19 protein-coding genes are annotated in these 17837 nt (G+C 57.0%); 10 read left to right on the plus strand and 9 right to left on the minus strand.

The genetic code is table 11. The features are described 5' to 3' along the window. Window positions 1–440: 440 nt before the first annotated feature. From FKG94_RS27670 to FKG94_RS27680, 3 genes are all read left to right on the plus strand, one after another. Window positions 441–1301 (plus strand): AraC family transcriptional regulator, encoded by an 861-nt coding sequence (locus tag FKG94_RS27670; RefSeq protein ID WP_179957841.1) that lies wholly within the window; start codon window positions 441–443, stop codon window positions 1299–1301. 24 nt (window positions 1302–1325) lie between these two features. Next, window positions 1326–1493 carry a BrnA antitoxin family protein gene (locus tag FKG94_RS27675; protein WP_142930201.1) on the plus strand — a complete coding sequence of 56 codons (168 nt, stop codon included), beginning with the start codon at window positions 1326–1328 and terminating at the stop codon, window positions 1491–1493. Between the two features lie 721 nt (window positions 1494–2214). Further along, window positions 2215–2829 carry a DUF3159 domain-containing protein gene (locus tag FKG94_RS27680; protein WP_142930202.1) on the plus strand — a complete coding sequence of 205 codons (615 nt, stop codon included), beginning with the start codon at window positions 2215–2217 and terminating at the stop codon, window positions 2827–2829. An 83-nt stretch (window positions 2830–2912) separates the two neighbouring features. On the opposite strand, the gene FKG94_RS27685 is transcribed toward FKG94_RS27680, so the two are convergent. Together FKG94_RS27685 and FKG94_RS27690 are read right to left on the minus strand one after the other, a co-directional pair. Then, a complete protein-coding gene (locus FKG94_RS27685) occupies window positions 2913–4283 on the minus strand; it encodes an alpha/beta hydrolase family protein (RefSeq protein WP_142930203.1) in 1371 nt (456 codons plus the stop codon). A 368-nt stretch (window positions 4284–4651) separates the two neighbouring features. Next, window positions 4652–5374, minus strand: coding sequence for an acyltransferase (locus FKG94_RS27690; RefSeq protein WP_142930204.1), 723 nt, complete (start codon window positions 5372–5374; stop codon window positions 4652–4654). A 121-nt stretch (window positions 5375–5495) separates the two neighbouring features. Here FKG94_RS27690 and FKG94_RS27695 point away from each other — a divergent pair, with 121 nt between their 5' ends. Then, the gene (locus FKG94_RS27695; RefSeq protein ID WP_142930205.1) at window positions 5496–6113 is read left to right on the plus strand and encodes a class I SAM-dependent methyltransferase; all 618 of its coding nucleotides are present in this window, start codon (window positions 5496–5498) and stop codon (window positions 6111–6113) included. Here the strand turns inward: FKG94_RS27695 and FKG94_RS27700 are convergent. The 3 genes from FKG94_RS27700 to FKG94_RS27710 are packed head-to-tail and all read right to left on the minus strand — an operon-like array spanning window position 6072 to window position 9232. Beyond that, a complete protein-coding gene (locus tag FKG94_RS27700; protein WP_142930227.1) occupies window positions 6072–7145 on the minus strand; it encodes a prenyltransferase/squalene oxidase repeat-containing protein in 1074 nt (357 codons plus the stop codon). The two genes, FKG94_RS27695 and FKG94_RS27700, sit on opposite strands and share 42 nt — an antisense overlap. Window positions 7146–7168: 23 nt before the next feature. Beyond that, the gene (locus FKG94_RS27705) at window positions 7169–7885 is read right to left on the minus strand and encodes a class I SAM-dependent methyltransferase (RefSeq protein WP_142930206.1); all 717 of its coding nucleotides are present in this window, start codon (window positions 7883–7885) and stop codon (window positions 7169–7171) included. Window positions 7886–7888: 3 nt separating this feature from the next. Further along, window positions 7889–9232 carry a glycosyltransferase family 4 protein gene (locus tag FKG94_RS27710; protein ID WP_142930207.1) on the minus strand — a complete coding sequence of 448 codons (1344 nt, stop codon included), beginning with the start codon at window positions 9230–9232 and terminating at the stop codon, window positions 7889–7891. A gap of 440 nt (window positions 9233–9672) precedes the next feature. Here FKG94_RS27710 and FKG94_RS27715 point away from each other — a divergent pair, with 440 nt between their 5' ends. The 6 genes from FKG94_RS27715 (at window position 9673) to hisF (ending at window position 14084) form a co-directional block, all read left to right on the plus strand. Beyond that, the gene (locus FKG94_RS27715; protein ID WP_142930208.1) at window positions 9673–10530 is read left to right on the plus strand and encodes a helix-turn-helix domain-containing protein; all 858 of its coding nucleotides are present in this window, start codon (window positions 9673–9675) and stop codon (window positions 10528–10530) included. A gap of 116 nt (window positions 10531–10646) precedes the next feature. Then, window positions 10647–10976: an STAS domain-containing protein gene (locus FKG94_RS27720; protein ID WP_179957842.1), complete on the plus strand. Its 330-nt coding sequence runs from the start codon at window positions 10647–10649 to the stop codon at window positions 10974–10976. Window positions 10977–11173: 197 nt separating this feature from the next. Further along, complete coding sequence (gene hisB / locus FKG94_RS27725; protein ID WP_142930210.1) at window positions 11174–11767, plus strand: imidazoleglycerol-phosphate dehydratase HisB; 594 nt, start codon at window positions 11174–11176, stop codon at window positions 11765–11767. A 4-nt stretch (window positions 11768–11771) separates the two neighbouring features. Continuing rightward, window positions 11772–12446, plus strand: coding sequence for an imidazole glycerol phosphate synthase subunit HisH (gene hisH / locus FKG94_RS27730; protein WP_142930211.1), 675 nt, complete (start codon window positions 11772–11774; stop codon window positions 12444–12446). A gap of 41 nt (window positions 12447–12487) precedes the next feature. Further along, complete coding sequence (gene hisA, locus FKG94_RS27735) at window positions 12488–13216, plus strand: 1-(5-phosphoribosyl)-5-[(5-phosphoribosylamino)methylideneamino]imidazole-4-carboxamide isomerase (RefSeq protein ID WP_142930212.1); 729 nt, start codon at window positions 12488–12490, stop codon at window positions 13214–13216. A gap of 94 nt (window positions 13217–13310) precedes the next feature. Next, the gene (gene hisF / locus FKG94_RS27740; RefSeq protein ID WP_142930213.1) at window positions 13311–14084 is read left to right on the plus strand and encodes an imidazole glycerol phosphate synthase subunit HisF; all 774 of its coding nucleotides are present in this window, start codon (window positions 13311–13313) and stop codon (window positions 14082–14084) included. Between the two features lie 50 nt (window positions 14085–14134). Here hisF and FKG94_RS27745 read toward each other — a convergent pair whose 3' ends face one another. The 4 genes from FKG94_RS27745 to FKG94_RS27760 all read right to left on the minus strand — a co-directional run bounded on the left by FKG94_RS27745 (window position 14135) and on the right by FKG94_RS27760 (window position 17750). Next, window positions 14135–14362: a DUF6316 family protein gene (locus FKG94_RS27745; protein WP_142930214.1), complete on the minus strand. Its 228-nt coding sequence runs from the start codon at window positions 14360–14362 to the stop codon at window positions 14135–14137. A 303-nt stretch (window positions 14363–14665) separates the two neighbouring features. Beyond that, the gene (locus FKG94_RS27750) at window positions 14666–15457 is read right to left on the minus strand and encodes a divergent polysaccharide deacetylase family protein (RefSeq protein WP_179957843.1); all 792 of its coding nucleotides are present in this window, start codon (window positions 15455–15457) and stop codon (window positions 14666–14668) included. A gap of 8 nt (window positions 15458–15465) precedes the next feature. After that, window positions 15466–16812 (minus strand): S41 family peptidase, encoded by a 1347-nt coding sequence (locus FKG94_RS27755; RefSeq protein WP_142930216.1) that lies wholly within the window; start codon window positions 16810–16812, stop codon window positions 15466–15468. Window positions 16813–17093: 281 nt separating this feature from the next. After that, window positions 17094–17750, minus strand: coding sequence for a general secretion pathway protein GspB (locus FKG94_RS27760; protein ID WP_142930217.1), 657 nt, complete (start codon window positions 17748–17750; stop codon window positions 17094–17096). Window positions 17751–17837: the final 87 nt, after the last annotated feature.

Below are 17837 nucleotides of genomic sequence, written 5' to 3' on the forward strand. Positions count from 1 at the left end.
GATGAACACCGATTCCGGAAAAATCGGCAAAGTGTTCACCATGGGCCGGAATGCGTGTTCACGTTGGATCGGATTGGGTGTTCACGATGCGCCGGAATAGCTGTTCGACTTCGGCCGGAATATGCAGAAATTCGTTATGATGAAGTTGTTAAACACTTTCCGCCAGAAGCAATGCTTAATCGTGCAAAGATTGTAAATAGCTGGTGTAACAAATATAAGAGGCAATTGATTCGTGCGGGCAATTCCTAACCAAGATATCAAAATCGCTTCACTTCGTTATACTGGGCCTCCCTATCGGTCGGCCTTTTATATGGGCGTTAGGCAAATACCCATTTTATACGCCTGTCATATATAGCAAAAAAAGGTGAGACAGATATTCGGTTGGCTAGCTACTATGACTTCTCATTTGGAGGTTTAGGTATATGGGATGGTCAAAACGAATGAATTTGGCAGTTGATTACATTGAGGAAAACCTAAATAGTGTTATTACGCTTGAAGATGTCGCCAAAATTGCATGTTGCTCAAAATATCATTTTCATAGGGTGTTCTTTTCCTGCTTTAACGTTACGTTTGCCGAGTATGTAAGAAGGAGAAGGCTCACTTTAGCAGCAGCGGATCTTGTGAGTGAGAAGGGGAGGGTTGTTGATATTGCTTTGGAGTATGGATACGGCTCACCTAATGCCTTTACACGAGCATTCCGAAATGTACACGGCATTAACCCCAGTGACGTTCTTTCATCTCGAGCAAAGCTGACCGCATATAACCGAGTCTTCTTTCCCTTAGAAAAAACAGGTGTAGAAAAAATGGATTATAAGATAGTAAAAAGACCTTCGTTTAAGGTTATTGGCAAAAGCAAAAATTTCACATTTGACGATTTTGTCAAAAATGGCTCAAGGTATTGGAAAGGCTATGTAACCTCAGATAGCTACAAGAAACTCTATCAACTTACTAACGGAAAACCCGGTCCTTTAACAGGCGCGCCTTTACTTTCAGTATACCTCCCAAAAGAAAATAGCAAGAAAGATGAAATGACAGATGTGCTTGGTTTGGAAGTGCCATCCGACATGGATACTGGTAAACATAAAGTTCATACTGTTCCGGCAGCCACTTACGCTGAATTTGATTGTACTTATAAAACCGCAATGAAGACCAATCGGTATATCTATAGAGAATGGTTTTCTTCTGTTGGTTATGAGCGAGATGGAAATAAACCTGATATCGCAGCCTATTTTCCAATAGCCTTTAGGCCCATGGGCGAAATGGGAGTGCGTTGGTGGATTCCAGTAGTAAAGAAAAAGTAGTGCAATTCCAAAAGTTGTCTAAAAATGGCTGCAAAGGACAAGCCGCTGAATGCGGCGTTGAGGCTTAGTGAAGATGTTATCGATTGGTATAAAACAATGGCTGATGAAGAGGGCGCTCCCTATCAAAGCCTTATTAACCTCCACCTACGGGATTGTGTAGCAAAACACAGAAAAATTAATATTAGCTGGTAAAAGAGGCCCTAACAAACAGGCAGGGCCATGCGGAAAAGCGCGCCTGCCGTAAGCGTCATAATTTTTGATCGGATTGTGGAGTTAATTTTGAATATATGGAAGAAGTTAATTTTTCTAAGCATCTTACTTTTTGCAAGATGCTTAGAAGCAGAAGGCAAAAACCACCTAAATCGAGTGTGTGTTAGTGGCGTTTGTACTCAGGCTGAAATCTATATGGGTGAGAAGCTCACTGAAACACCGGTATTAGTTGTGTCTTTACATGGTGACTCCCCATTCTCAAGGCCTTCTTATCACTACCGTTTCGCAAAAAGAATCTCTCTTGAGAGCAAAAATGTGATTGCGGTGGGCATATTGAGACCGGGCTATACTGGATGTTTCGTCACCAATTGACCTGGTGAACGCAGTAGCCTCTGAAACGAAAATCTCAATCTATATTGGCAGAAACGACAACACCACTAAGCCCTATTTGTCCAACCAATATCATAGTGCATTAATTAAAGCAGGAAAAAAATCGAAGCTATTTACAATAGATGGAAATCATGAAATATTCCAAAGTGAGCCTGTTGTACAGGGTGTCATAAACGCGGTAAAGAGTTATAACAAAGAGATCCAGCCGACGCGAAAAGCGCGCGACTGATTTGGGCGCTGGCAAGCATAGGTTAGCTAGGGCCTGTTCAGGCCCAGCAGAGCTAACTCAATTAGTGTTAACAGGCCCTAGGACATGAACACAGAAAGCATAAATACTATCAAGCAAGTATTGTTTAATAGAGAAGCAGTGCTTTCGATGATATTGCCGGCATTGATTTATGGTCTGACCTACTGGTATTTCGATTTGGTTGAAGCTGTTGTAGCATCGGGTATCTACGCGATTGTAGCCAGCTTTTTTTTGAAGTCAACAAAATACGTTGCATTCATATTCGCATTATTTGGTCTAATTGAACTCTGTATTATTTGGTTGATTCCCGATAGCTGGTTGTTAGAAACACTGTTTATAAAATCTTTGATTGGCGCACTTCAAGTAGCCATCATATTTATATTGTTTTCACTGTTCAAGGAGCCCATCCCTAAACTGTTTGCAGAAGCTGGATCGCCTGAATTGAGGGATTGGGATTTTAGTTCCACTAAGACTTGCCTAAATATATGGCAAAGTTTGTCATACATATGGGTATCGGTTTACTTTTTTAAGGCATTGATATTAATAAGTTTCTATCCGGTAGACGCAGATACACTAGTAACACTTAACCTATTGCTGGGATGGCCCCTGCACGTTGGGTTAATTGTATTTTCTGTATTTTACATTAGAAATAAGTTTGCAAGTTATGACACACAGACTTAGAGTTTTCCAGTGGGTTATGTTTTGAACCGGATCTGCCTGTTTTCAACACCCTCCTACAAACTAACTGCCGTCTTTCAGGGTATTTACTGCCCTCCCGAGCACGCTGGAATCGTCAACGGAAAATCATAGTCATGACTGCCCTCGGTAAACCGGCAGCCGAAATCCGGATCGGCGACGATCTGTGGATCGAGTATATTGTCCCCGGCGGGTCTGCTGCCGTGCTCCACCCAGTCCACCAAGTCTGACATACCCCGGCTCAACTCTTCGGGCGTAAACGTACAGTGCCCGAAGTCCCTGATCGCCCGCTGTACCAGCAGATGGGAACGCCCGTATCGGGCTACGCGCCTGGCGTATATCTGCTGCATATGAAAAGGCACAAACAGATCGCCCAGCGTATGCAGGCTCAGCACCGGCATGCGGATATTGCCGCGAATTTTGGGAATACTGCGCAGCCGCAAGCCACGCTGATATTTTTTGCGACCCTCGTCCTCAATACGCAAGACCGAGTCGTTCAGCCGCTGCTCTTCGGGCGACAGGCTCGGATCGCCGTCCAGTTGATAAATGCTGTCGGTCGTGTCCACCACTACCCGCCGGGAATCCTCCGGGGTGCCGTCGCCATCTGCGAGACCCAGCACAAAATCCCGATTCACGCCGTTCCAGAAAATAAAGCCCTGGTCGAAGGTGGGTCTGGCTCCGCCGGTCAAAAACCGGGTGGCCTGTTTTAAACTTTCCCCCGCCTGGTTCAAGGTAAAGGGAAAGCTGTCTGGGAATAATTCCAACTGCGCCCTGATTTCCGGTATGACCGCGGTGGCGTAGTCCGCCGGTGGTGGAAACTCGGCCTCGATATCCGCCAGGGACTGGGCCACCAGGCTGAAATCGAAAAAATAGTCAAACAGATCCAGGTCTCCCATCACGCCGCATATACTCAGGGCACCGTTGTAACGCCAGGGCCAGCGCTCTATAACCACACCGGTGATATGCCCGCCCATGGAGGCGCCACTCATATAAACCCTGTGTGGCTTCGCCACCAGCCGGCGAAAGGCGAGACGCAGGCGGTGGCTGTCCAGCGCCGCCTGGCCCACTTCGTAGTTATTGCGGGAGAAACTCGAGGCGGCCCAGGCGAAGCCGTTGGCCAACAGCCAGGCGCGCAGCGGGTGATTGTCCACGGTCAATTCAAGGCCGTCGCCGCGAAAGCCGTGGGCCCACATAACCAGGTCACCGTTCCAGGCGTCGGGTACTTCGATACGGTAGCCGGCACCGCGGATAACACCCCACAACTGCCGGGCCGGCAGATCGGGGAGAGCTGTAAACGGGAGTTTGGTTGTGTCCACGAAGTAAGGAGGTATATCCCGGCTCGCACGCCAGTTGTGGTCGGCATTGACGCTGAGCGAAGAAATGCCAAGCCACGCAATGGTGATGATAGCGAGTAACGGTTGTCTGCTGAGAGTAGTCATTGAATTCACCCTGATAATTTTTATAGACGGCGATTACAACGGTAAGAAACCCGGCGACAACTATCTTGACAGAAAGCACTTTATTTCAGGATAGTTGTCGCGAGGACGGGTATAGGGGGTGTAAGAAAAGTGTAGGCGCAAAAGCCGCATTGTCAATAAAACAGGCTCCGGTAGCGGGCGCAGTAAAATACAGGTACGACTATCGACCGGCTATTGTATTGGCGGGTGCGAATTTTTAATAATTCGCTTTCTGGTTTAATCCGTATTTAAAATAGGCAAGGATAGTGTCCGCGCAAGACAACACAGATGCGGCCATTGGCTAGCTATTGCATTAGCGGGTGTAAATTTTTAATAATCCGCTGTCAGTTTTAGTCCGTGTTGCGGGGCCAGAACAGGCTGCGCAGCCAGTCCGACCAGGTATTGCCGGCGAGCAAAAAGCGATCCAGCTCATCCTGGTTTTCGAAGTAGTGGTCGCTGTCGACAAACATCGCCTCGCGCTTCAGCATGCGCCGGTGGGGATCGATGCGCTTGACGATACGCACCGGATTACCCGCCACGACAACGTTGGCCGGCACGTCCCGGGTAACGACCGAACCGGCGCCCACCACACTGTTTTCACCAATGGTAACGCCCTTGCCGACTTTCACCCCGTGGCCGAGCCAGACATTGTCTTCCAGCCTCACCGGGCTGGTGCAGCGAAACGGGCGGGTGCGGTTGTAGATGCCGTGCCAGTCGCTGTCGGAGATATAACAGTTGGCGGCGAACATGCAGTTGTTGCCGATCACAATTTCCTTGCCCGCCGTGATGTGGGTGCCGGGCGAAATCAGGCAGTAGTCGCCTATCTCGAGCCGGCCCTGCATTTGCTTGCTGCGCCAGGTGGTCAGTTTTACCTTGTTGTCCGGCGCGCTGATAATATGGATACAGTCGCCGGCGTGAATCTGGTGGCCGAACACATCGATATGACGCGGATTGAGGATATGCGGCCGGCGGCCGAGAGAGTCGAAGTGAGACCGGAAAAAATGCTCGACATAAAACTGGTTGTAGCGATTGAGAAATTTTTTTACCAGGTAAGGGCGATGCTCTTCGCGCACGATAAATACCTTTTGTAGCTATTGTTTTTAACGGTCACAGTCGCTATGGTTGCCGGCACTGTGTGCTCGAGCGCATGTTTCTTTAATCGACTGATTCAATTCCCGCACCGCAGGTGTTTGCATGGCTGTTTCTCTCCCCATTGATATCGATAGCGTAAAAGGTTTTTTGGCTGCTGACGAGGGCGAGGCCCTGTTTGAGATGGCGCTGCAGGCCTCGACGCTGGCACCCTGTCTCGAAATCGGCAGCTACTGCGGCAAGTCGACGGTTTATCTGGGCTGCGCCTGCCGGCAGAACAACAGTGTCCTCTACGCTCTCGATCATCATCGCGGTTCGGAGGAACACCAGTTGGGCGAACAATATCACGATCCCGAACTTTACGATGCCGGTGTAAAGGCCATGGACAGTTTTCCCGTCTTCCGGGACACGCTGGCACGGGCCGGGCTCGACGATACGGTGGTGCCGCTGGTGACTTCATCGTCGGTGGCGTCGCGACACTGGGCGACGCCGCTCGGCATGGTGTTTATCGACGGTGGCCACAGCGAGGCGGCGGCGCAGACAGACTACCGCTGCTGGGCCGGCCATGTGGTGCGCGGCGGTATTCTCGCCATTCACGATATCTTTCCCGATCCCGCCGACGGCGGTCAGGCGCCCTACCATATCTGGCAACTGGCGCGGGCGTCGGGCCTGTTTGAACACTTACCGACGGTGAATACCCTCGGCCTCTTCCGGCGCCGGTAGCGGCTCCGGGGCGACCAGGCGGCTTCGGGTAAACAGTCGGGCGGCGCCGGTGTGTTCGGTCAAGGCATCGGCGGCCAGCAGGATGGCGCCGGCGGTCCAGGTGGTTTTTTCCTCCGGCCAGATAGCGCTGTCGGGAAACACATAGCCGGTCCAGTAACCGCCGTCGCGATCCAGAAACTGGTGCAGCCAACTGTAGACGTTGACCGCACTGGCGTGATCGCCCGCCGCCAGCAGCGCCAGCGTCAGTTCACAGGATTCAGCCACGGTCACCCAGGGCTCGTCGCTGACACAGCGGCAACCGAGTTCGGGCTCCACAAATACAGACCACCTGGCGGCAAGACGCTGGCGGGCTTCAACCCCCTCGATTACACCGGCCAGCACCGGATAAAACCAGTCCATCGAATAGCGCGCCTTGCTCTCCCAGGTGCGATCAAAACACTCCGGGTGATGGCGCAGTGTGTGGCCCAGCCGGCGCCGCGCCGCCACCCAGCGGGCGCCGTCTTCTCCCAGGGTGTGAGCGATATTGATGGCGCATTCGAGGCTTTTATAAATCGATGAGCAACCGGTTACCAGGGCGTCGCGTTTGGGGCTGTTGTCGGCATTGACTGCCCAGTGGATTTCGCCGCTGGGGGTCTGGAAATCCAGCACGAAGTCGATGGCTTTTTCCACCATCGGGTAAAAGCGAGTGAGGAAGTCCAGGTCCCGGGTGATTAAAAAATGGTGCCAGATGCCGGTGGCGGCATAGGCGATAAAATTGGTTTCGCGCTGTTCGCGGCTGCTCGGCTCGTTGCCCTGATAGTTGGCCCACCAACTGCCATCCGCCAGTTGTTGCCGGTAGAGCCAGTGATAAGCCCGTTCGGCGGCTTCGATCTCGCCGCCGATGGCCAGGCCCATGGCGGCCTCCACATGATCCCAGGGGTCGGTTTTACCGCCGGTGAACCAGGGGATGGCGCCGTCGGCCAGTTGCACCCCGAGAATATAGTCCACGGTGCCGCGCAGCAGTTTTTCCGGGAACAGTCCCTTGGGCAGCATAACTTTTGAAGCGCTTAATCCTTTCACAGTGAGACATCCCGTTTAAAGTACATAACGACGCTTTTCCCCATCAGTGGATTCAGGCACCGGTCGAGCCAGCGGGTGATACGGGGTTTTTGCATCAGATCCCAAACCAGGAAGCGGTGGTACTGGCGCACCAGAAAGGCATTGTCCCGGCCCCAAAACAGACACTTCAACCACCAGAAGGGCACGTGCAGGGCGTGGGCCCAGTGGCGGGCATAGCGGCGCAGACCGTGATTTTCTACATCCCGGCGCAGGCCGGCGGCGTTGAAAATGCGAATGTGGCCGCCCTCCACCCGGTGGTAGGCTTCGCTCAAGGCCCAGCAGACGCGCTCGGGCCAGGCCCGCGGCACGCTGATGGCGAGCAGTCCGTCGGGTTTCAGCACCCGGTCGATTTCCCGCAGCATGCCGCGGTAGTCGGGAATGTGCTCCAGCACTTCAGCGCATACCACCCGGTCAAAACTGTTGTCGGCAAACGGCAAGCGCAGGCCGTCGGCGACGGCCAGGCTCAGGCGTTTGCGCGGATTGTCGGGTTCGTCAAATTCACGAAATCGCTGTGCCGCGGTGGTCAGGTCGCGGTGACTGAGGTCGACGCCGTAAACGTCGATCGCCTCGTGCAGCATATAAGCGCCGAGACTGTGGCGGCCCTCGCCGCAACCGAGGTCGAGCAGGCGTTGGTGCGGCTGCATTTTCAGACGGGAAAAATCCACGGTCTGCATGGTTCAGGCGACTCCCGTGGTTTCGCGCAGGCGCGCCGCCGCGCGGTCGGGGGCCTGTTTTTCGATAACGCTGTGATAGTAGCGACTGAGCTGCTGGGCGGCGACACGCCAGCAAAATCGCTCCAGTATGCGCCGGCGCCCGGCGGCACCGAGGTAACGGCGGCGTTCGGGATCGTCCAACAATTGGCGCAGAGCATCCGCCAGCGCCGCGCTGTCACCGGCCCTGACCACCACACCGGCATCGCCCACGACCTCGGGCAGCGCGCCGCCGTCGCTGGAGATGACCGGCACTGCGCAGGCCATGGCTTCGCCTGCCGGCAGCCCGAAGCCCTCATAGAGCGAGGGTGACACGGCGATGCTGGCGCTGGCGTAGTAGTCGACCATCGCTTCGGTGGAAATGCCGCTGACAAACTGCACCGCCCGATTGAGGCCGAGTTTATCCAGCAGGCGGCGGGTTTGACCCTTGGGGTCCAACTTGCCGATAACCAGCAGCGTCAGGTCGGGGTAGTGGGGTCGCAGTTGGGCGATGGCTTCCAACAGGTAGCGCAGGCCCTTCAACGGCTGATCCGCCGAGGCGGTGGTCATGATACGCATCGGCTGGCGGGTGATATGCGGGCGCGGGGCGAAGGTGTCGGTGTCGATACCATTGTAAATCAGGTCTACGGCATCGGTGGGCCGGCCAAACGCGGTGGCGATGTCCGCCTGCGACTGGGCCGATACCGTAATCACATGTTGCAGTTTGCGCACAACTTTGCGCTGCATGCGCAGGAACGAATGCCAGCGCCTGACCAGCAGTCGGTGTTGCCAGGTGGGCGCCGCCTGTAAGGCCAGCTCGCGGTCGCGGGTAATGGGGTGGTGCAGGGTGGCCACCGTCGGCAGGCCCCGTTGTTGCAGTGTCAACAGGCCGTAGCACAGGCTTTGGTTGTCGTGCACGAGGTCGTAGCGGTGGCCGTGTTGGCGCAGGTATTTCACCGCCCGCCGGCCGAAGGTGTAGGGCTCGGCGAAACCGCCGGTGAGCATGGTGAACCATTCGAAGGTGTCGGAAAACGACCGCAGGTGACGCCAGCGCAGGGCGGTGACATGGTTGTCCGCCTCGAACAGATTCAGGCTCGGCAATTTGATCAGGCCGACCCGGGGGTCGAGCTCAGGGTAGGGGGGGCCCGATAACACATCTACCTGATGTCCCGCCTCCACCAGCGCTTTGCTCAGATACTTCAGATAAATACCCTGGCCGCCGACATGGGGGTGGCTGCGATAGCCGAGCAGGCAGATGCGCAACGGGGTTACCGGGTAAGTCGTATCGGGGGTGGGTGGGTCAATGGTCGATAAGGAGGCCTGGGCGGTCATGGGATAATGGCGTCTTTCCGGCTATGCAGTTATCTGGTCAGTCGTTGTTAGTGTTGTGGCCCGGCAGACAGCGTGTGGGAATGGAGCGTGGTTGGACAGTTTCTGCGGCCTGGACACCTGCGGTTGGCACCATTCTGACCGGGGCTTTTCCAACTGCCTTTCCACAATCGTCAAGCTACTGCGGCGTCGCTGAAATGCGCGGGTAAGCCGTTTGTTGGCGGCGAATACTGGTGCTATTTAGCGAAACATACCGCTTATCAGCGCAACGTATCGTGCGCGCCGCCACGCCGGCAGTCAGGAAACAGCTGCTGTAAAAAGCTGCAACCGGGCAAAAATTGCCGTGCAGTCTGACACACCCTATAATTTGCCCTCAATTCCCTGGTAAGTAATGGCCCTGTTTGAGGCGCCGACGCCACTCATCTGACAACTGATATTGCCCTATGCCTCCCGACACCCGGCCCCTTGCCGAAGACTCTCAAAACGGTGCCTTCGGCCGGTTGCTGCGTTTTTGGCGCAATGTCAGGGGCCACAGCCAGGCGCAGCTGGCGCATATGCTGGAGACACCCTCGCGTCATGTCAGCTTTCTGGAAACCGGGCGCTCCAATCCCAGTCGCGGTATGATCGGGCGCCTGGCCGCGGTGCTGGGCCTGAACGAGCGCGAGACCAATGTGTTGCTGGTGGCGGCGGGACTGCTGCCGGAGACCGAGGAAATTGATCTGGACGACGACCGTCACCACCACCTGCGCCGTCACCTGGGGCTGTTGTTGCAGAAGCAGGACCCCTATCCGGGCATCGTGGTGGATCGCTGTGGCGAGATCAAAATGTGCAACCGCGCCTGGATACTCTTGGTGCAGGCCTATCTCGGCGGCATCAGGCCACCGGCGCGGACCAACCTGTTCCATCTGTATTTTTCCGACGAGGGCTTGCGCCAGCGCATCCGCCATTGGGAGCGGCTCGCCTGTATTCTGCTGTTAAAGGTCCAGGAGCAGCAGTTGCTCACCGGCGACAGCCGGCTGGCGGAGTTGATGGAGTGGCTGCAGGCCTACCCCGGTGTGCCGGCGGACTGGGCGACCCGGGCCCAGGGTACCGATGTCGGCTCGAGCTATGAAATTCATCTGCATCTGGAGAACATTACCTCCCACAGTCTGACGGTGATTTCCAATCTGGAGCCCTCGCCGGATTTTTCCGCGCCCCAGGTCTTTATTCACAACTACTTCCCCCAGGATGCCGCCACCGAGAAATTGTGGCTGTCGTTTTACAACGACAACGAGCTGCAACACCCCTTGTTGTATTATTAGATTAATTTGTTAGGTATTAAGGTTTTACAGAATCTTATGGTTCTATTAAATGCCATTCGCCCTGTATAATCCTGCGGAAATTCCTATGTGGACAACCTAAACAAGCGGGAATGCCCATGTCAGGGTCGAACTTACAGCGAGTGACAGCGCGGCCGGACGCCGCCGAGCAGGCGTTGATTATCGAAGTTTCCGGTCCGTTCAACCTCGATGTGCACCGGGATTTCCGCCGCGCCTATGAAAGCCAGGGCCAGCGCTTTGCGCGCTATACCGTGAACCTTAAACAATGTACCGCCGTCGACAGCACCGGGCTCGGCATGCTGCTGCTGTTGCGGGATTATTCGCAATTGGAAAAAGACGATCTGTTGATCACCCACTGCTCCCGCGATGTGCGCATGGTGCTGCGCTATGCCAGCTTCGACCAGCTCTTCACCATACATTCGGCCTAGGCAATAAGTGCTTTCACGATTATTGCTGTGGCATCCGGTCAGTGCCTGCCCCGCAAATAACGCGCTATCAGAGCTTTGTGTGCGGGACGGGACGCCCGCTGGGGGAGCGCGACGCAGATAGCGGCAACGGCGACTGGCACCGGGGTTGGCCACACCTTATAATTCGCGCTCTGTTAAAGTAGCCTTCGGAGATAACCATGGCGGATCGCACGGCCACAGTGAGTCGCGATACCCTGGAAACCCAGATCAGTGTCGGTGTCAATCTGGATGGGCAGGGCAGTGCCCGGTTGGATGCCGGCGTGCCCTTCCTGGAGCATATGCTGGACCAGATCGCCCGCCACGGGCTGATCGACCTCGATATTCGCTGCCAGGGCGACACGCATATAGACGATCACCATACGGTTGAGGATATCGGTATTACGCTGGGCCAGGCGCTGGCGGCGGCCGTCGGCGATAAAAAAGGTATTCGCCGCTACGGGCACGCCTATGTGCCGCTCGATGAGGCGCTGTCGCGGGTGGTGGTGGACTTTTCCGGCCGTCCGGGTCTGGTGATGGAGGTGCCTTTTACGCAAAAGCGGGTGGGTGATTTTGATACCGAATTATTTTGGGAATTTTTCCAGGGCTTCGTCAATCATGCCCAGGTGACATTGCATATCGACTGCCTGCGCGGACACAACGTGCACCACCAGATTGAAACGGTGTTTAAAGCGTTTGGCCGCGCCCTGCGCATGGCTCTGGAGAGAGACCCGCGCATGGGCGATATCCTGCCCTCAACGAAAGGTTCGCTCTGACATTATGACGACCCCAACCGGAGCCGGCGGCAGCGACAGTATCGCCGTGATCGACTATGGCATGGGCAACCTGCACTCGGTGGCCAGCGCACTGGCTCATGTCGCCCCCCGGGCGCGGGTGCGTATTACCGCCGAGCGCGATGAGATTGCCGCCGCCGACCGCATCATTTTCCCCGGTGTCGGCGCCATCAGGGACTGCATGGGTGAAATTCGCCGGCTCGGTTTCGACACCGCGGTCGGTGATGCCGTGGCGGCGGGTAAACCGATACTGGCCATCTGTGTCGGTTTACAGGCGCTGATGCAGCACAGTGAAGAAAATGGCGGCGTCGATTGCCTCGGCATACTGCCCGGGCGGGTGCGCTTTTTCGGCCGCGATCTGCGCGCCGCCGACGGCCGGCACCTGAAGGTGCCGCATATGGGCTGGAACCAGGTGGAGCAGACACTGGACCACCCGCTCTGGCACGGTATTGCCCAGCACAGTCGCTTCTACTTCGTTCACAGCTACTATGTCGAGGCCGGTGACGCGTCGCAGGTGGCGGGGCGCTGCCACTATCATTGTGACTTTGCCGCGGCGCTCGCCCGCGACAATCTCTTCGCCGTGCAGTTTCACCCGGAGAAAAGCCACACCGCCGGCCTGCAGCTTTTGCAGAACTTCACCACCTGGCAGGGTCAGTGTTAATTCGGGCTGCGCCGGCACCCCAATAGATTGAAGGTATTCCTATGCTAGTCATTCCCGCTATCGACCTGAAAGACGGTCAGTGTGTGCGCTTGCAGCAGGGCGATATGGACGCCTCCACGGTATTTTCCGACGACCCGGTGGCGATGGCGAAACGCTGGGTCGACGCCGGCGCCCGCCGCCTGCACCTGGTGGACCTCAACGGCGCCTTCGAGGGGCGACCGGTCAACGGTGAAGTGGTGACCGCCATCGCCCGTGCCTACCCCGAGCTGCCGATTCAGATCGGCGGCGGTATTCGCAGCGCCGATACCATCGAGCACTACCTGCAAGCCGGTGTGCAGTACCTGATTATCGGTACCAAGGCGGTGAAGGAGCCGGCCTTTGTGAGTCGTATGTGTCGCGAGTTCAAAGGCCATATCATTGTCGGACTGGATGCAAAAAACGGCCTGGTGGCAACCGACGGCTGGGCCGAGGTCTCTGAGATGCGGGCTGCGGACCTGGCCGGGCAGTTTGCCGCCGACGGCGTCGAGGCCATCGTCTACACCGATATAGCCCGCGACGGCATGATGCAGGGTGTCAATGTGGAAGCCACTGTGGCGCTGGCGCAGGTGGCGCCGGTTCCGGTTATCGCCTCCGGCGGTATCACCAACCTGGACGATATCAGGGCGCTCAAGGCGCAGGCACATCGGGGCATTTGCGGCGCGATTACCGGCCGGGCAATTTATGAGGGTACCCTGGACCTGGGCGAGGCCCAGCGCTATTGCGATGGGTAGCTGGTGATAGGTAAACGGTAGCGGCTAAATACCGTTTAAGCGGCGGGGTTCGAGTTGAGCGTGCCAGCTGCATTTGGATCAGCGAGGTGATCTTATGGCGTTGGCAAAACGCATTATTCCCTGTCTCGATGTCGACCGGGGCAGGGTTGTCAAAGGCGTGCAGTTTGTCGATATTCGCGATGCCGGCGACCCGGTGGAAGTGGCGCAGCGCTACAACGAGCAGGGCGCCGATGAAATCACGTTCCTGGATATTACCGCCAGCCACGAAGAGCGCGACACCACGGTGCACACGGTGGAAAAGATCGCCAGCGAGGTGTTTATTCCGCTGACCGTGGGTGGCGGTATCCGCACCCTGGAGGATATCCGGCGGCTGCTCAACGCCGGTGCCGACAAGGTCAGTATCAATTCCGCCGCCGTCAAAGAGCCGGAGTTCGTAAAGGCCGCCGCGGATCGCTTTGGCGCTCAGTGCATTGTTGTTGCCATAGATGCCAAGCAGGTCAGCGGACCCGAGTCAGCGCCGCGCTGGGAGATTTTCACCCATGGCGGCCGCCAGCCCACGGGTATCGACGCGGTGGCCTGGGCGGCGCGTATGGCCGATTACGGCGCCGGCGAGATACTGCTGACCAGCATGGATCGGGACGGTACCAAAAACGGCTTCGATCTGGGGGTGACCCGCGCCGTCAGCGATGCGGTACCGGTGCCGGTGATCGCTTCCGGTGGGGTGGGTAATCTACAGCATCTGGTGGACGGTATTATCGACGGCAGGGCCGATGCCGTCCTGGCGGCGAGCATCTTTCACTTTGGTGAATACTCAGTTCCCCAGGCCAAGCACTATATGCGTGAGCGGGGAGTGGAGGTGCGGCTGTAGGGTGCGTGCGCGCCCCCGTGGGCTGTCGGGGGAGCTGTGCGGGGCTGCTGTCAGGCTGCTCGCTTACCGTATTGCTCGAGGGTGGCGATCATGCTGGGTCCGGCGGACAGAATGAAGTCTACAAACTCTTCGGCGCCGGCCTCGGCCGCTACCCGGCTGTCAAATGGACCGATATCGACACCTTCGCGAGTGGTGTAGTACCAGTAGCTGTTTTTTTGAAAAACCCGTTCATTCCGTACCGGAACTTCGCCATATTCGCCAGAACGATTACTTGTCATGATATCGACCTACCCTAATTACTGTGTTCAATCTTTCCATTGATTTTTCGTTTGTATCTCAAACTAACTATAGACGCCAAAAATTAAACCGCAACTATTGACGCGCCATCGGGACTCTCAAATGACGCGTACAACAATAACATCCACAACAGCGGCGTCTACAACACGAAGCCAGAACCATACCGCCGGTATTGCTCAAGCGTAAAGCCATCCTTACCTCGAATAACGCCGCCATTTTTATGCTTTTTGGCGGCAAAGTAAACAAAAAACTGATGGAAGGCGTTCGGTGGGGCGGCACCGAAGTCAACGATAGTGGCGTATTTTAATGACCGGAGCCTCATTCCGGGTCGGGCGAGGCGGCGCCAGCAGGGCGGAAACAGGCACCAGTTCGACGCCGTGTTGTTGCAGACTCACCAATTCGCGCGCCAGCACATCAAGCGTCTCGGTATAGGGGTGACCGATAGCCAGCGCTTGCCCATTGGCTTTGGCGATGGTGATAAGCCGGGCAAATTGCGCGCTGATATAAGTGATATCGCGTTGATTATCGAGAAAAACATCCCGCTGCAGGCTGGGCAGGCGGTGGTCACGGGCGATATCGAAGGCGCGGCTGGCGGCGCTGGTGCGGCTGTCGACGAAATAGAGCCGGCGCTGCTTGAGAGTCAGCATCAACCAGTCCATGGGTTCGGTCGCCTGGGTGAGGCGGCTGCCCATATGGTTGTTGACGCCGCTGATATAGGGCACAGCAGCGAGATTGGCCGCCAGGGTTGCGGTGAAGGTGCTGCGGTCCATCTGGTCCGTCAGGGCGCCGGTGTCGAGAGGCAGGTCCTGCAGACTGCTCATCGGGGCGTGCAACATGATCTCTTTGCCGTGGCTGTGGCCCTCTTGTGCCAGGCTTGCCCCGTTGGGGCTGTGGGGCAGGACCGCCAGTGTCAATTGGGCCGGAAACCTGGCCGCCCGCAGGCCGGTGCCGAGGTGGTAGCCAATATCGTCGATGATAATGGCGATGCGTGCCGCCGTCGCCGGGCAGGACGTTGACAGGAGTGCGGCAAATGCGATGCCGAGCCACCGGCGCCGGAGGCTCGAGGGCGCCGGCAAGATGAGGTTTACTGCTCTTCCGCCGCGCGGGCCACCTTGGTACCGGGTTGCTGCTGCTGGGCGAAAATATGCAGACCTTTCAATAGGTTGAGCGCTTCAAACAGCTGGTTGTCGCGATCAAGCAACTCACCATTGTTGCGCTGGGCCGCTTCGCGGTCCTTCGATTTGCTCTCCTCGCCGCCATTGGCATTGTCCAGATGACCGGAAAGGTCCGCCTCAGTCAGGCGATTGCGCGGGCGGATAGCGGTGACCCGGGCCCGCTCCACGATGATATCGGGCACTATGCCCTGGGCCTGGATGGAACGGCCGTTAGGGGTGAAGTAAAGGGCGGTGGTGAGTTTTATGGCGCGCTCGTCACTGATGGGAATAACCGTTTGAACTGAGCCCTTGCCGAAACTCTCCGTGCCCATAATGACCGCCCGGCGGTGGTCCTGCAGGGCGCCGGCGACAATTTCCGAAGCCGAAGCCGAGCCGTCATTGATCAGCACTACCAAAGGCAGGCCGTCGGTTTCATCGCCGGGCTTGGCGCTGTATTGCAGATCGGCATTGGCTATGCGCCCCTCGGTGTAGACAACCAGGCCCTCCTCCAGGAAGGCGTCGGTCACTTCCACTGAGGCCTGCAGCACACCGCCCGGGTTGTTGCGCAGATCGAGAATCAGACCCTTGAGTTCGCGGTCCTGTTCCTGCAGATCGTGAATGGCGTTGACCAGGTCGCTACCGGTACCCAATTGGAACTGAGCCACCCGCACATAGCCGTAACCCGGCTCGAGAATTCGCGCGCGCACGCTTTTGACCTTGATAATGTCGCGGGTAATGGTGAGGTCGAAAGGCTGGTCGATACCCTCGCGAACAATGGTGACGATAATATCGCTGCCCTTGGGGCCGCGCATTTCCTTGATCGCCTCGCTCATGCTCATGCCCTTAACGGACTTGTCCCCGAGTTTGATAATCAGGTCCCCCGCCTCCACGCCGGCCCGCCGCGCCGGGGTATCGTCGATGGGAGAGATGACCTTGACGAAACCGTTTTCCATGCCGACTTCAATACCCAGGCCGCCAAATTCGCCTTTGGTATTAACCTGCAGGTCGTCGTAGGAGACGGCATCGAGGTAAGAGGAATGGGGGTCGAGTTCCGACAGCATTCCCTTGATGGCATATTCCAGCAGGGTGGCGTCGGTCACCTCCTCGACATAGCCATTGCGAATATGATCGTAGACTTTGGTGAAGATACGCAGGTCGTTCAGAGGCAGTTGGCCCTCGGGCTGGTCGAGGGCCTCCGCGGCGTGGCTCAGCGGTGACGCGGCGGCCAGCACCAGCGCAGTGGCGGCCAGAGAGTGGGTGATACGGCGCAAGGGCATACGAGACTCCTGAAACGACGCTGTCGACCTCGACCCGGGCTATCCGGGACCGGGCTTTTTGAGACCGGATTTTGGGGGACAGTCACAGCAAATTTATACTACTCGACACCCATTGTAGACCGGTGGGCGGGGCAATAATTCGCATCGGATCGCAAATTAACTCGCCCGGGGCACCGGTTGCCGCACGAGGTGGGATCAGGCGCTAGGCAAGTAGCTGATGTAGCGTTCATGTAACCACTGTTGGCGGTCCGGATCAAGGCCTGCGAAGCGGTTGTGCGCCGCTAGCGCTGGCGCCAGCTTTTCATGGCGTCCAGGCGAAATTGTCGGCCCCGGTATTCGAGCACCACGCCCGCGGGCAGAATTTCACGTACCGTCAGCCCGCCGCCGACATTGTTGCCCTCGTAGCGCATGGAGCCGTTGAGGATCACGAAGCCGGTACCGCCGTTCTCAGAGTAGACATGGGCACTGTAATCGATATCCGGCACCTGGCCGCGAAATGACCAGGGTAAGTCCGCGAGGTAGGGAATGTCGGCGGCATTCGCCGCGTTATCGGCGCCTCCCGCCGGTATTGGGGGCGCGCTGGCGGCACGACTGGCAAGGGTGTCTGCGCCTGTCGCCATCGATCCGGTCGCGGCTGTCGTGTCCGCCGTAGTCGCCGCGCCCCGGTGCCGGGCGGGGGGGTTGGCAGTGTCCGGTTGCAGCGCCCGCTGCGCCGGCGCTGCGGTTGCCTCCGGCGCCGGTATGTCGACGCCGGGCAGCAATCGGTAGCCGGCAAAGGCGACGATCGCCACCAGTACGACCAGGCTCGGAATCAGCAACAGCCAGTTGGCGCCGGACCTGGCGTCGTTCCCGGTCGGTGCCAACTGCAGACTCGGGGCATCCAGTTGCTGCCGGCGCTCCTGTTCGGACTTGTTCAGAGCGTCCAAGATATAAGACATCGCTAGGGCCTGTTAACACTATTTGAGTTAGCTCTGCTGGACCTCTCTTGCCGCTCAGCAAGGCAGAAGGAGCGTAGTTTCATCCCA

The organism is Exilibacterium tricleocarpae (assembly GCF_007004655.1).
Lineage (GTDB): Bacteria > Pseudomonadota > Gammaproteobacteria > Pseudomonadales > Cellvibrionaceae > Exilibacterium > Exilibacterium tricleocarpae.